General features: G+C 41.9%; 13 protein-coding genes. 8 read left to right on the forward strand and 5 right to left on the reverse strand.

Going from position 1 to position 14,664, the window contains the following annotated elements:
* Positions 1-33 precede the first annotated feature (33 nt).
* The 3 genes from tal (at position 34) to ACWM1W_RS08875 (ending at position 3,033) form a co-directional block, all read left to right on the forward strand.
* Positions 34-1,005 (forward strand): transaldolase, encoded by a 972-nt coding sequence (tal, locus tag ACWM1W_RS08865; RefSeq protein ID WP_214002135.1) that lies wholly within the window; start codon positions 34-36, stop codon positions 1,003-1,005.
* A gap of 82 nt (positions 1,006-1,087) precedes the next feature.
* Positions 1,088-1,738, forward strand: coding sequence for a leucine efflux protein LeuE (leuE, locus tag ACWM1W_RS08870; protein WP_375725581.1), 651 nt, complete (start codon positions 1,088-1,090; stop codon positions 1,736-1,738).
* 119 nt (positions 1,739-1,857) lie between these two features.
* Complete coding sequence (locus tag ACWM1W_RS08875; RefSeq protein WP_034170600.1) at positions 1,858-3,033, forward strand: benzoate/H(+) symporter BenE family transporter; 1,176 nt, start codon at positions 1,858-1,860, stop codon at positions 3,031-3,033.
* 36 nt (positions 3,034-3,069) lie between these two features.
* On the opposite strand, the gene ACWM1W_RS08880 is transcribed toward ACWM1W_RS08875, so the two are convergent.
* Both ACWM1W_RS08880 and ACWM1W_RS08885 read right to left on the reverse strand, forming a co-directional pair.
* Positions 3,070-3,414, reverse strand: a complete 345-nt coding sequence (locus tag ACWM1W_RS08880; RefSeq protein WP_034170601.1) for an SMR family transporter — start codon at positions 3,412-3,414, stop codon at positions 3,070-3,072.
* Positions 3,415-3,481: 67 nt separating this feature from the next.
* Positions 3,482-4,486 (reverse strand): alpha/beta hydrolase, encoded by a 1,005-nt coding sequence (locus tag ACWM1W_RS08885; RefSeq protein WP_214002134.1) that lies wholly within the window; start codon positions 4,484-4,486, stop codon positions 3,482-3,484.
* Positions 4,487-4,761: 275 nt separating this feature from the next.
* Here ACWM1W_RS08885 and ACWM1W_RS08890 point away from each other — a divergent pair, with 275 nt between their 5' ends.
* Positions 4,762-5,205, forward strand: coding sequence for a universal stress protein (locus ACWM1W_RS08890; protein WP_005236076.1), 444 nt, complete (start codon positions 4,762-4,764; stop codon positions 5,203-5,205).
* A gap of 125 nt (positions 5,206-5,330) precedes the next feature.
* Entirely contained in the window at positions 5,331-5,777 is a 447-nt protein-coding gene (locus ACWM1W_RS08895) for a universal stress protein (protein WP_034170557.1), read from the forward strand.
* Between the two features lie 37 nt (positions 5,778-5,814).
* On the opposite strand, the gene ACWM1W_RS08900 is transcribed toward ACWM1W_RS08895, so the two are convergent.
* Both ACWM1W_RS08900 and pepN read right to left on the reverse strand, forming a co-directional pair.
* Positions 5,815-6,024 (reverse strand): hypothetical protein, encoded by a 210-nt coding sequence (locus tag ACWM1W_RS08900; protein ID WP_034170558.1) that lies wholly within the window; start codon positions 6,022-6,024, stop codon positions 5,815-5,817.
* A gap of 209 nt (positions 6,025-6,233) precedes the next feature.
* Positions 6,234-8,843 (reverse strand): aminopeptidase N, encoded by a 2,610-nt coding sequence (gene pepN / locus ACWM1W_RS08905; protein WP_375725580.1) that lies wholly within the window; start codon positions 8,841-8,843, stop codon positions 6,234-6,236.
* 679 nt (positions 8,844-9,522) lie between these two features.
* Here pepN and ACWM1W_RS08910 point away from each other — a divergent pair.
* The 3 genes from ACWM1W_RS08910 (at position 9,523) to thiM (ending at position 11,982) form a co-directional block, all read left to right on the forward strand.
* A complete protein-coding gene (locus tag ACWM1W_RS08910) occupies positions 9,523-9,780 on the forward strand; it encodes a hypothetical protein (RefSeq protein WP_005236083.1) in 258 nt (85 codons plus the stop codon).
* Between the two features lie 168 nt (positions 9,781-9,948).
* Positions 9,949-11,109: a hypothetical protein gene (locus ACWM1W_RS08915; RefSeq protein WP_375725579.1), complete on the forward strand. Its 1,161-nt coding sequence runs from the start codon at positions 9,949-9,951 to the stop codon at positions 11,107-11,109.
* 39 nt (positions 11,110-11,148) lie between these two features.
* A complete protein-coding gene (gene thiM, locus ACWM1W_RS08920) occupies positions 11,149-11,982 on the forward strand; it encodes a hydroxyethylthiazole kinase (protein WP_375725578.1) in 834 nt (277 codons plus the stop codon).
* Positions 11,983-12,459: 477 nt separating this feature from the next.
* Here thiM and ACWM1W_RS08925 read toward each other — a convergent pair whose 3' ends face one another.
* Positions 12,460-13,983 carry a TerC family protein gene (locus tag ACWM1W_RS08925; protein ID WP_214002129.1) on the reverse strand — a complete coding sequence of 508 codons (1,524 nt, stop codon included), beginning with the start codon at positions 13,981-13,983 and terminating at the stop codon, positions 12,460-12,462.
* Positions 13,984-14,664 lie beyond the last annotated feature (681 nt).

The raw sequence follows: 14,664 nt of genomic DNA on the forward strand, positions 1-14,664 counted from the left end.
ATGCATAAGCAATAACCATAGAACTATATCGTAATGACATTAACTGCATTAAACCAATTAAAAAACTTGACGACTATTGTGGCAGATAGCAGTGATTTAAGCGCAATTGAGAAATTTCGCCCTCTGGATGCAACCACAAATCCATCTTTGATTACTGCTGCAGCGAAACAGCCTGAAAATCAGGCATTGATTGAAGCTGCTTTTCAACAAGCCCAGCAAGAAGGCTATGTTAATAATGCTCTGATAGAACGCACTATTGATATTTTGACCGTCAAATTCGGTGTTGAAATTTTAAAACTGATTGAAGGTCGTGTTTCGACTGAGGTGGATGCCTCCCTGTCTTTTGATACTGAAGCGACCATCGCCAAGGCTAAAGAATTACTCGCGCTATATGAGCAATATGGGATTAATTCTGACCGCATCCTGATTAAGATCGCATCGACTTGGGAAGGTATTCAAGCAGCGAAAGCGCTGGAAGAAGAAGGTCTCCATACCAACCTGACCTTATTGTTTGGCCAGCATCAGGCCCATGCCTGCGCTGATGCCAAAGTGACTTTAATCTCACCTTTTGTCGGCCGCATTCTAGACTGGTACAAGAAAGCGGAAGGTGTTGAGTCGTATCCGATCGAAAAAGATCCGGGCGTACTTTCAGTGAAGCGCATTTATGAATTCTATAAAGCGCATGGGATTAAAACTGAAATCATGGGTGCAAGCTTCCGTAGTATTGAACAGGTCCTGGGCCTCAGCGGTTGTGATCTGCTCACTGTCGCACCAAACTTGCTGGAACAACTGGAAAATGATCAGCGTGAAGTTCAGGCTCAACTTTCAGCCAAAGATATTCAATCTCAAGGTGAACTGAATCCAATCAGTCATGCCGATTTTGATGCGCAACTGAAACAGGACCAGATGGCTAGTGAATTACTGCAAGGTGGTATCGATGGCTTTATCAAAGCCCGTGAACAACTGGCGGCTTTATTAAAGGAAAGTTTTTTGAGCACCACCTAATTTCACAGCGAATTTATAGAATTTCTCCAAGCCGATGTTGCTATAATGCCACATCGGCTTTTTTCATTTTTGTGAGTTCTTCGTGTTTGGTATCACAGATCTAACGACCTTTATCATTGGGACAACGTTAATTGTGTTACTGCCGGGGCCAAATTCCCTCTATGTCATGTCGATTGCCTCCCGCTTTGGTATCAAGACCGGTTATATGGGCGCCTTAGGGGTTTATAGCGATGACCTGATTCTGATTCTATGTACGGCGTTAGGCGCAGCCTCTCTACTTCATGCATTTCCCGTGCTATTTATTGCCCTGAAAATTATTGGTGCTGTCTATCTCAGTTATCTTGGGATCAAACTGATCATTGCCGCCTATCAGACTTTTTTTCCGAAACAGTCGTCACAACGTGTTCAGATTAAAAAGGCTACTCCTGAAACTGTCGAGTCGATTCAGCCCTTTCGCACAGCATTGACGATCAGTGTTTTAAATCCTAAGGCAATTCTATTTTACTTGTCTTTTTTTGTGCAGTTTGTCGATCCTGTTTACCCTTATCCGGCACCGACTTTTGCACTCTTGGCTTTAATCCTGCAACTGATCAGCATGACCTACCTTTCAATCCTGATCTTTTCCGGGGTCAAACTCGCGAGCTATTTCAACCAGAATTATAAATTGACCGCTGGCGGAGTTGCTTCAGTAGGAATTCTATTCTGCGGGTTCGGAATCAAACTGGCGACTTAAACCTTCTAAAAATTAGTAGATTTCTGGCAAGAGCAGCTCTTTCTAAAATTGTTAAAAACATTGTGTTTATATATGAAAAGCGTATGATTTAAACGCATTTAAAAATAGTTTCATGGATGATGCCTAAACTTTTACAAGATCTCTCCTTTCCTGCCATCATGGCGGGTTTTATTACCTGCATGATTGGGATCAGCGTATCCGCGGTACTGGTCATTGAAGCAGCGCAAAGCCTGGGTGCAAATGCAGCGCAAATCAGTTCCTGGTTATGGGCACTCGGCATAGGTATTGGGGTTTCCGGCTTGCTGCTTTCCTGGAAATATCGCTATCCAATTTCCACCGCATGGTCGACAGCCGGCCTGGCGTTAATTATTGCTTCCGCAGGCCATTACAGTCTAGCCGAAGCGATTGGCGCTTTTCTGATTTGCGGTATCCTGATTGCCTGTCTGGGATTTTTCGGAATATTTGACCGGATTTTTCAGTTTATTCCGCAAAGTCTGACCAGCGCCATGCTGGCTGGTGTTTTGCTGAAATTTGGTATTTCGGTATTTGGCAGCCTGCAACAATCCTGGGGCTTTGTGCTTACCGTACTGGCTATCTATCTCATTTCCAAAAAGCTCAGTACCCGTTATAGCATTGTCATTACCGTCTTAATGGCAATTACGCTCTGCCCGTTCTTTATCGATTTTACGCTTCCACATTTGAACTGGAGCATCGCCCAGCCTGTATGGACCACACCAGAATTTAGCCTGCAAGCTATTTTAGGACTGGCTCTTCCGCTGATGGTGATTAATCTGGCATCGCAATATTTACCAGGCCTGGCTGTAATTAAAAGTTATGGCTATCCACCCAAGGTAAATTCGATTTTAGGCTGGACGGGCCTCACTCAGGCACTACTCGCTCCATTTGGCTGTTTCAGTGTTAATCTTGCTGCAATTAGTGCAGCAGTCAGTCTGGATGCACAGGCACATCCTGATCCAGCTAAGCGTTATATCGCAGGTATGAGCTGTGGTCTGTTTTATATTCTGATGGGTTTCTTCGCTGCGACCCTGACCAGCTTATTGATGGCTTTTCCGGGTATTCTGATTACGGTTCTGGCTGGCATTGCCCTGTTTGGCACCATTGGCCACAACATTGCACTGGCTTTTCAGGACAGTCATGACCGCGAGGCCGCACTGATGACCTTTCTGTTCAGTGCATCCAATATCCAGTTTTTCGGCATTGGTTCTGCTTTCTGGGGCCTACTGCTTGGCTTGATGGTTTATTTACTATTTAAGCTTAAACCTCAGCTGGCTTAAATTCATGAAAATAGAGATAACTTATGTCTATCTCTTTTAATGTCCTGATGCTTGAGAAAACAAATTAATGACCACTACACCGGAAATAATCAGGGCAATACCGATAAAAGCAGGAAGATCCAGCGCCTGCTTAAATACAATATAACCAACAATGGCCGTGAGAATGATCCCCACACCGGCCCAGATCGCATAAGCAATGCCTAAAGGAATCACCTTAATCACCTGAGACAGCAAATAAAAGGCGATACAAAATAAAACGACCACCGCTAAAGAAGGCCACAAACGGGTAAAGCCTTCAGATTTCACCAGAAATGTAGATCCAGTGACTTCGGCAATAATGGCCAAACCCAACAAAAGATATGCCCAAGTCGCAGGGTTCATTTTTTCCATTCTCCAAATCTATCTTTCCTAAAACAAAGCTTAGTTATGCTCTTAAGAAATAAATTTTTTATAAGTTTATGTTGAGGGGCGAAAGCTGATGCAAAAAATCCAGCGTCTTGATAAAAGTCTGCTGACTTTCTTTCTTGCCCATAAAGAACTGATATTCATGAATCAGCCAGGCTTTAGATTCGGGATAAAAAACTTCTGTCACTGGAACCTGTTGCGCTTTTAAAGCTTTGATAAAAGGCAAGGATTGGGTATTAGTCAGAAAGTCCTTGTTGCCCCCGCTAATGAATACTGGCGGGTACGACGGCGTAATATACTGGATTGGAGAAATACGTTTGAGAAACTCGGCATCATTTTTACGATCCCCTGTATAGGCCTGAATCAGGCTATATACGCCCCACTCTACGATCTTCATTTCATCAGGTGCAGTACTGGCAAATGACTCCAGGTCATAAATACCACAGTGCAGAATCAGACCTTTAAGCTGAGAGGGTTGCAGATAAGGCTGAAAATCAGATTGTTTGGCGAAGTCAGGATTTGTTAGAAGCGCAGCATAATGGCTGGCCATATTCGCCCCGGCAGAATCTCCGGCCAGATATAAATTCTGGGCATCAATCTGGTATTCGGCTGCATGTTGAGTAATAAACTCCAAGGCCTGATCAATCTGATGTAACTGACTTGGATAAATCGCTTGAGGTGCAAACTGATATTGGACCGATACCACGTTATAACCTTGCGCAGCCAGAAGTTTAAAATAACCTCGGGCATGCTCTTTAGAACCAGAAATCCAGCCACCACCATGAATCCACACAATAGTTGGTTGAGGGCCGATACTTTCGATATTTTGTGGTTGATATAAATCCAGAGAGAGCTTTTTCTGCGGTGAATAGACCATATTCTGATGCACGATGACCGAACCGGGTGCATAGCGATCCATCACCTTTTGCTGCATCCCTGTGGTCAAATTAAAAGCACCGGCAATGACCCGGCTATTTTGTACAGTATTTTGACAGCCTGCCAGAATAATTGAACAGAGCAGCAATAAATGAATGGCAAAAAACCTCAAAACCTTCCTCATAGATCAGCCCAAAAATAAGCCTAGGCAGTTTAAACCATCCCCAGAAAAACAGCGTCATTTATTCTGTTATTTTTGATCAACAAACCTGAATTCCTAGTTTTTTGCTCTGTTTTTTCTTTAATCAAATCTCTGCTTTCACGTGAAAAATATCTGTAATTTAAAGATTTTTTGCCATTTTTCAGCTTTTTGCAATTGCACCCTTGGTTGCACTGTGCTATCAATAAATCAGAGCGTAAAAGACACACAACATGCGGAGAAAAATCATGGCTTACCAACATATTTTAGTCCCAGTAGACGGTTCAGATATTTCCTTTTCTGCAGTTCGACATGCAGCCAAAATTGCCAAGGCATTTGGCAGTAAACTTTCCCTGATCAGCCTGATTGCAGAAGACCCTTTTACCGAAGCTGACTTCTACTACAGTTCAACCATCATGAAAGAGTATTTTGCTCAGGCTCATGCCAATGCAAAAAATGCCCTAAAAGAAGCCACTGCAATTGCAGACAGTGAAGGTATAGAAGCAGATTCCCGCATTGTGACTGGTCTGGTGAATGCCGAACATATTGCTGAGACTGCAGAGGAAACCCAGGCCGATCTGATCGTCATGGGTTCACACGGCCGTAAAGGCTTCCAGAAAATGATTCTGGGCAGCTTTGCACAAGATGTTTTGGGCGCCAGTCAAATTCCGGTATTAATCGTTAAAAAATGATCTGATTTGCGCATCTTCAAGGTGCGCAATTTTTTCAGGCAGTGTTTCTGTCTAAACCCTTCTACAGTGAACCTCCATTTTCTAAATGACCATTTCACTGCATATCCTAAAAATGAGGAGGCACTATGCAAAACTATGAACATATTCTTGTCGCACTCGATGAATCCTCAATGTCCTATGCTGCAGCTGAACATGCCCGTGAGCTGGCTAAAGCTTTTAGTAGTAAGGTGACATTGGTCAGTATTATTGCCGTAGATCCATTTAAAGGTGTGGACTTTTATAAGGTTGCTCCCGCAGTCACTGACTATTTCATGCAGGCAGAACAACATGCACTGGATCTTTTAAATGAGATCAAGGCAAATTTTGTGCATGATGGTACGCAAGTCACGACTAAAATCATTCATGGTATGGCACCTTCTGAAGGAATTCTTCAGGCAGCGCAGGAAGTTCCGACCGATCTGATTATCATGGGATCACATGGCCGCAAAGGTTTGCAAAAACTGATGCTGGGCAGCGTGGCACAGAATGTCCTTTCCCAGTCCGAGATTCCGGTATTGATTGTGAGACCGTAAAGCAGACAACAAAAAAAGCCTGCTATGCAGGCTTTTTTTAGCGAATTTTTTGATTCAGTTCATTCAGGAAGAGTTCAGCATCCAGCTGGCTATTAAATACTTTTTTGTATTCTCCAGCTTGCTGAATAGAATGCGGTGTATATTGAAGGGAGATTTCAAACAGACCAGTCGCAGCATTTCTGCTGACATGAACCGCAATAATATGCCGAGTATTTAAATAAAAACCATCTTCGATTTTCACCAACATCTTGAATAAGACCTCTAGTATATCAATTTGAAGATTTCTTCATGTTTAATAGAAAAGTATAGTTTTACTTTCCTGTCTAGCCTCTTACTGTAAACCTTTTATGTGGCTGATTTCGCATTATAGGATTTTAAATGTGTTTAAATTCACCATTTAAAATAAGTAAATAATAAGAAGCCGGATCAGATGATCCGGCTTTTTACATAATGATCTTATACGCTTAACATGCTGTTCAATGTCTCAGAGACATTTTTCGATTTCACCTGTGGTTTTAAAGCTTCAAGTTGTGCTTTGACTTCACTGCGCTGCGGTTCAATCAGGGTATACCAGCGTGAAAGCACCTGAAGCAGACGTGAACCGACAATCGGGTTTTTCTGATCCAGATATTTCGCCAGCTCGATATAATGCTGTACACCAAAGCTCCAGGTATTGACCGGATTGGCATTCAAACCGCCACTCACTGCACGAATACGGTTTGGCACTTTCAAGTCATAATCTGCATGCTCAGTGAGTGCTTTAATTGTTTCTGCTGTCGCTTTTGGATGAGCGGCTTGCAGCATGAACCATTGATCCAGTGCCAGTGCTTCATCTTTAAAGCGGTTATAGAAATCATCCAGGAATGCTTTGGCTTGAGGTGCATCATTCCATACCAGCACACGCAAGGCACCTAAACGTTCAGACATGTTGCCTGTGTTTTGGTATTGCTGCTCTGCCAGTTCAAATGCACTTTCATCACCTTGACGTGCAATCAGCATCAACATGATATTTTTCAATGCACGTACACCCATCGCTTGGGAGAAATCTGACTGCAATTCAGGATCCAGACTCAGATAGATTTCTTTAGCTGTGGCTCCAAAGGCACGTGCCAATTTATGCAGCAAGGCATCACGTTTTTCCTGAATCATGGCTGGATTATAGTCTGTATCAATCCGGCTACCCAGGTAACCTTCAGCCGGTACATCAAACAGACGGGAAGCCAATAACGGATCTTTTTGAATCAGATCAGGCAAGGTATTCAGCATCGCCTCGATATAGATTTCAGAAGGTTGATCATCCAGCAGAATACGTTCTAATAAAGTCTGCGTCGCTTGCCACTGGTTAAAACCATTGGTTTCATATTGCAACAGGAACGCCAGTTCTTGTTCAGAGTAATCAAAATGCAGAACAACGGGTGCAGAGAAGTTACGCAGTAAAGAAACAACCGGCTTGCTAGTTATACCGCTAAACTCGATGGTCGCTTCATCCTGATCAAACAAATACACCCCATCTTTGACGCCATTTTCAAATAAGGCATCAGAGTGCAGGCTCAGCTGCTCACCTGTAGCCGCATCAAACAAGGCTAAAGCCACTGGAATCGGAACAGCTTTCAGATTCGGATATTTCGGATGAGCTTTCAGGCTTTGCTTAAAGCTAAGACGATAAGTTTGTGCATCTGCATCATACTCACCTTTTGCGACCAGTTTCGGTGTACCTGGCTGGTTATACCAAGTCAGGAAGTTTGATAGATCCACACCAGAACCGGCAGTCAATGCAGCTACCCAGTCTTCAACCGTTACGGCCTGACCATCATGACGGCGGAAATATTCATCTGTACCCTGACGGAATTTTTCTTTACCGAGCAAAGTCGCCATCATACGGTTAATTTCTGCACCTTTTTCATACACGGTCGCAGTATAGAAGTTATTAATTTCTACAAAATGATCCGGACGCGGTGGATGCGATAAAGGGCCAGAATCTTCCGGGAACTGATGCGCTTTCAGGACTGCAACATCATCAATACGCTGTACCGCAGCAGACTGTAAATCTTCCGAGAAAGACTGATCACGGAATACAGTCAAACCTTCTTTCAGACACAGCTGGAACCAGTCACGACAAGTAATCCGGTTACCCGTCCAGTTATGGAAATATTCATGGGCAATCACGGACTGTACACGCATGATAGCAGCATCAGTTGTATATTCTTCATCAGCCAATACGCATGAGGTATTGAAGATATTCAAGCCTTTGTTTTCCATCGCTCCCATGTTAAATGCGCTGGTTGCTACGATCATGTAATTATCGAGGTCGTATGGCAGACCATAATGCTCTTCATCCCAACGCATGGAATGTTTTAAGGCTTCCATCGCGATTTTGCATTTTGGAATGTCTTTTTCTTCAGCATAGATTTCCAGTGCCACATCACGACCTTCTGATGTGGTATAGCGATCTTTCATTACTGCCAGATCACCAATGACGCAGGCAAATAAATAGCTCGGCTTTTTGGTTGGATCTTGCCAAAGTGCATAGTGACGGTTTTCATCCACTTCACCCGTCTCAATCAGGTTACCGTTAGCCAGTAGCACTGGATACTTTTTGTCAGCTTCAACACGAGTAGTAAATACAGACAATACATCTGGCCGGTCTGGATAGAACGTAATTTTACGGAAACCTTCCGGTTCGTTCTGAGTAACGAACAGATCCGAACTGGCCTGATACAGACCTTCCAGCATGGTATTGCTTTCAGGATGAATCTTGACGACTGTTTCAATGGTCGCCTGATCTGGAGCATTGCTAATCACCAGTTGCTCAGTATCCAGAATATAATCTGATGCATTTAGTGGCTGACCATTTAACTGGATCGATTGCAGTTCGAGGTCACGACCAAGCAATACCAGATCACCTGCTGTTTGACGCTGCATCTCCAGTTTGCTGCTGACTAGCGTATGATCGTCATAGACTTGAATATTCAGGTCGATAGAATTTACAACAAAAGAAGGTTTTTGATAGTCTTTTAAATAAATGGTTTGATCTGCTTCGATCACCGGATTCGCCGCGATATTCATATAATGTCCTGATCCTTTATTGCACAGCTTCTAAGGCAAAAGATTGTAAATGTATTGATCATACGTCTTGATCTTGGACCTGTCTGTGCGTTTCATTTGTATTGTATATGGGAATAATTACTGATCTTTTCAATTGAGCTACATCAAAATATACGATAATCGCCTTATATTTGCCCGATATCTAAAATCCCCCTCTGTAAAACAACTTAAAGATAGAATAAAAAAAGCCCTCATCTGCACTGTATGATTCCTCTATGCATGTTTCCTGCACATGCAAAGTATTATTCCAATATTAAAATTTACTGCCTGAGTTCAGAACAACCTTATCCAATTTAGATGCTGGGCGCTGCAAAATCTGACTTCTAAAAGATTAAGTTCTGATTAATCTGCGTTCTGAATTTCACTTTAAATGCACAAATGATATGCACCAGTTTGAATGCATTTTGTCTCACCCAACAGCAACGGCAGGATTTAAAGAAAGATATATGCCAAGTTTTCAGCCAATATCATATTTTTTTACATTTTCTTATCTATTTGATTTAAAATATATAATTTAGGATTAATAGCAATTCCGAAATACTGATTAAAAAATGAGCATGGTTTTTGCTACAGTTTAAGTGTGTTTTCTCCAAGCGCAAAGACTCCAAGAATAACGACAACAAAGAAATTGAGGTGAGCTATGTATTTAAAACAGCATGTGGTACGGATTGAAAATCTTAAAACACTTCAGGTTCTGGATCAGGCCAATATTGATCATAAAGTCATTGCCCTGTTTATGAGTTCTGAAGGCGTTCAGCTACAAGCGCATGAGGTCAGTGCGATTCTGAATACTTATGATGCACTCGGTGGCAAAAAGGTTCCATCCAAAAAAGTGCAGGCGTTGATTCAAGCGAAACATCAAGGAGAGGAAGACGAAACATTACCCTGCCCCGTTTAAAAAACGATGATCCAGTTTTCTTGAATACAGGGCTACTTCGGTAGCTCTGTTTGTTGAAAGGCTATCTCCTCCTGAAATCTGCTGCATTAAAATATTCTCAAATGACGCGTGACTTTGATGAGCTGTGTATAATCGCAGTTTCTCTTTATTCTGGAGTTGTGCGCAATCATGGTATTCAACGTTCTGCAAAAACAGCTTGATGAAAGTACGCAGTGCCCACTATGTAAGGCCTCCATGTACTGGATCGAGGCAGAACAGTATGATCAGGACATTACTTATCATGAATGCAGCCACTGCCAGCATCAGCTCTATACCGACCAGAAACATAACTGTTATTGCGATCAGTGTCTGGCTCAGCGTAAACGTATGCTGAAAGAAGTCCGTTTACAGGAAAACCGGAAATTTCATAAAAAGCAGGATCGGCATGAATATGAGCTCAATCAGCTCAGTTTTATTAATAAACTGTTTCTGCTCTCGATTCTGGATGAACAGGTTCAGGAACATAGCCAGCATCAGGAATATATTGACTGGCATGCCATTAAATATTATTCCATCAGCCCGAATTACCTGTATCAGCATGGTCTGGTCAAAAATCTGCTGAAAGATCAGATTCTAGTTCCTAGAGATATTCAACAAGAGAATCAGCAGTACTATATTAATGTACGTCTGGATGGCTATTCTGAGCCAAGCCTGTTTAGTATTACCCAGCAGTTGCGTTTCTGGTTCTATGAAAATCTGAGCAAAGGCGTGCCTTTTAAAGGTGCGGATGAAGTCAAAGATGCACTGTATTGTCTACTGTATCAGGAAGTCATTCAATTCGCTCAGTTCTATTGCCGTAGCTGGGGTATCCAGATTGCGGGCAATCAAAGTTTTCAGGCTTTCTGCTATCGCCTGCTCGATGTTTTGGCTGTGGGACAGATTTATTATCTCGTGCAATCGGCCCTCGAATATCTGTATCAGCAGAAAGCTTTAAAACCACGAAATGAAAATTTCATTAATACCAATTTACTGAAAAAGACCCTACAGCAATATCGGGAACGTTCAGTGAATGAAAAATGGGAAACCTCAATTCTGCCTCGTCCACCACAATTGCCTTTGAGCAAAATGAGCAGCATTCTGTTTTTCCGCTTTCTTGGTTATGATGAAAATATTTTCTTCCAGCCGATCTGGCGTTCATGGCAGAAGATTGAACCACGCCTGAAATTTTATTCACAAAAACGCTGTATGCATTGCGGCTCACAAGAGCTTACTGTTGAATATGATGCCAGCGATTATGTCAGCCTGTTATGCCGTAACTGCAAACATCAAGACCATTATTTTACCCGCTAAGCATTTAGCAGCTCTATTCATATTTGAAAGATCAGGATGATGAATACTTCCGTGCAACAATTACAAAATACTCTTCTCGATCAGATCTGTGAAGCCTGGACATTGCTTCAAGAGCAGCAACCATTGGTGCATGTGATGACCAATGCGGTGGCCAGCAACTATGTGGCCAATATCTTGCTGGCTGCGAATGCTTCGCCCGCTATGATTGATAATCCTTTTGAAGCAGAGAGCTTTGTCAAAATTGCTGGAGCACTCAGTTTAAATTTGGGAACGCCGACTACCGAACAGGTCGAGGCGATGCAGATCGCTGCTAAAACAGCACACAGTATCCAAAAGTCATGGGTACTAGATCCTGTTGGTTATGGAAACGTACTGCATTGGCGTTCAGGTGTTGTGGATCAGCTCATGACCTATCAACCCACAATTTTACGGGGGAATGCTTCAGAAATTGGTGCTTTGGCTGGAAAGAATATCGAGTCTAAAGGCGTCAATAGCACTGTTGATAGCTCAGAAGTTTATCTACAGGCGCAGTCCTTACTGGAACAATGTGAATGTATTGCTATTTCAGGTGAGTCTGATTACATCATTTCCAGAGATTATCCTGTGATTCAGGTTTTAGGCGGTTCATATTTACAGCCGCGCGTCACAGCAACTGGATGTGCTCTAGGCGCAATGATTGCAGCTTATAGTGCAGTAAGTTCTCCTGCGATCGCAGCACTCTCTGCTCATGTACATTTTGCAATCGCCGGTCAATTGGCTTTTGCCAAAGCACCGACCTTAGGTCATTTTAATGCTGCATTTATGGATGAGATCCATCAATTGAACATAGAAACGATCCGTCAATATGCAGACTTTCGGATTTTGGCAGATTAAGCATCAGTCGGGTGTTTTATAATGAACACATGGAACACCCTATTATACTATTCAACTTATTTTTTAGATAATTAAATTCAGCCCTAATCTGGCAAAAATAATTTTTCAAGCGCTCAAGCTCAGTATTGTGTAAGCTTTGGATGAGCTTTTGTATCTCAAATTTGACTAATATCTTTCGAAATTACGTGAAATATATATTTTACCAATTAGTCAAATTTACACTTATTTTTAAACTTTATTTAAATTTGTTTAATAATTCTAAATAAAGCATGTCTGCAATTTAATACTTCATTAAGATTTCTTACTTCTAAGCCAGTAAAACCTATTACTCATTCTTGGCTTCTGAAATATTCAATACTCCATTTAGCCTGAAAAATAAGCTTAGGTAAGCATTAATATCTAAGTCATAAAGAATATTCAATAAAAAAGTCAGTCGCTCTTAAGCAACTGACTCAAAAAAATAATAAAGACAGGCGATTAACCCTGATAATGGATACTCACCGATTTAATCCGGTTATTTTCGATTTCCATCACCTTGAATTGAACACCTTGGTAGTTCAGTTCAGTACCTACCTCGACCACACTATTGGTTTTATCCAGAATCAGACCAGCAACACTGATATAGCCTGCATCTTCATCAATCAGATCCAGCATACCGAGCTCAAGTTCTAACTGGTACAGATCCAGCATACCGGACGCAATCCAGTGTGTATCATCAACTTTGACCAGATCCAGCTGCTCATCGGCATCTGGGAATTCACCGGCAATTGCCTCAAACACGTCTAGCGGTGAAATCAGACCTTGTACATGACCAAATTCATCACTGACCAGTACCAGAGAGCCTTTTGATGTGCGCAAGGTATTAATCGCGTCAATCACCTTCATTCTTTCAAAGATATAGATAGGGCGATGACGCTTGATCAAAGCTTTTAATTCTTCCGGTTCATCCAGTACATCTAACAGTTCTTTGGCACGAACGATGGTAATCACCTTATCCAGACTGCCCCGGCAAACCGGAAACAGGCTGTGGGGTACAGACAGGATTTTTTCACGGATCTGTTCCGGACTATCCTCCAGATCGACCCAGGAAATCTGGCTTCGTGGGGTCATGATCGATGCTACAGAACGCTCTGCCAGGGTCAATACTCCGCCAATCATATAGCGTTCTTCATCCGCAAAGGTTTCCTGCGCTTCATGCTGAGGAGTACTTGTGGTTTCAAGCTTGGCACCCATCAGTTGAAGAATACTGTTAGCGGTACGATGACGCAGCGGAATCTTGGCTTCATGCTTCGCAGCATTGCGCTGACTAAACTGGTTAAAGGCTTCAACTGCAATTGCAACACCAATACCAGAGTAGATATAGCCTTTCGGAATATGGAAACCGAAACCTTCTGCCATCAGGCTGATCCCGATCAGTAACAGGAAGCTCAAACATAGAATCACAACTGTCGGATGACGATTCACAAAGTTAGTCAATGGTTTAGACGCCAGTAACATCACGGCCATCGCGATAATCATGGCTGCCATCATGACATAGATATTATCGACCATACCTACGGCGGTAATCACCGAGTCTAATGAGAATACAGCATCCAAAATGACAATCTGAACCACAACGGCTGTAAAGCCCGCATATGCCACCTTGGTCGTGACCTGTATTTCAGGCTTGCCTTCAATTTTTTCATGAAGTTCGGTAACAGCTTTATAGAGCAGGAATAGCCCCCCAAAGAGCAGAATCAAATCCCGTCCGGAGAAGGTCCAGTTAAATAATTGAATAAGCGGTTGAGTCAAGGTGACTAACCAGGAGATCGCAAACAGCAGACCTAAACGCATTAGTAAGGCTAAGGATAGACCGATCACGCGGGCCTTATCACGCTGTTCAGGAGGAAGTTTCTCAGCCAGAATGGCAATAAAGACTAGGTTATCAATACCTAAAACGATTTCGAGAATAATAAGAGTAATTAAACCAACCCAAATTCCGGGATCTAATAAAAATTCCATTAGCACACCATCCCATTTGAGTATGTAAGCAACGAATATGGAAGATCAACGCACGGCGAGGGATCCATTTAATTTAACCTTTTCAACTTAAGATACATCCATTATGCATAAACTTATGATTTTTGAACAATAAAATTTATGAAAAACTGTTACACCGCTTTGCCTCCCCCTTGTGGTGAAATCTTTTAATTTTCAAATCATTGGCTTGAATCTGTTATGTTCTACATAACTCATTACAAATTAAAGAAAATTTAGGCTTCTTTTTGACCCTAAGCCCATTAAATCTATCTGATAGGAGCCTGAGATATAAATTACTGTTTCTCTTAATATTCATATCTCTTCATACATCATAAAATATTGAATGATCCACTATCCTGCTACGTCCCTTAAATCCACTTATCTAAAGACATATTTTAAATATGGATTTTTTTATTAAAATAGTTCATACACGTTATAAATAGTTAGTCGTGGGATCAAAAAGATGCATAAGTTTCTCATCCAAAACGGTTTTATTAGATGGGTGACCAACTTAAATGTACTCGCTCTAGCTTTCGATCAGCTTTGAGAAATCCGAATCTGCATCGTGCTACAGATTAAAAAATGTATCAGAGCATTCATTTAAACAGCATCGATTTTGAATTGTATTTCCGCATACTCACCAAAAGTAAGATATGCGCAGGT

This window comes from Acinetobacter sp. TW_SC_4 (assembly GCF_054861205.1).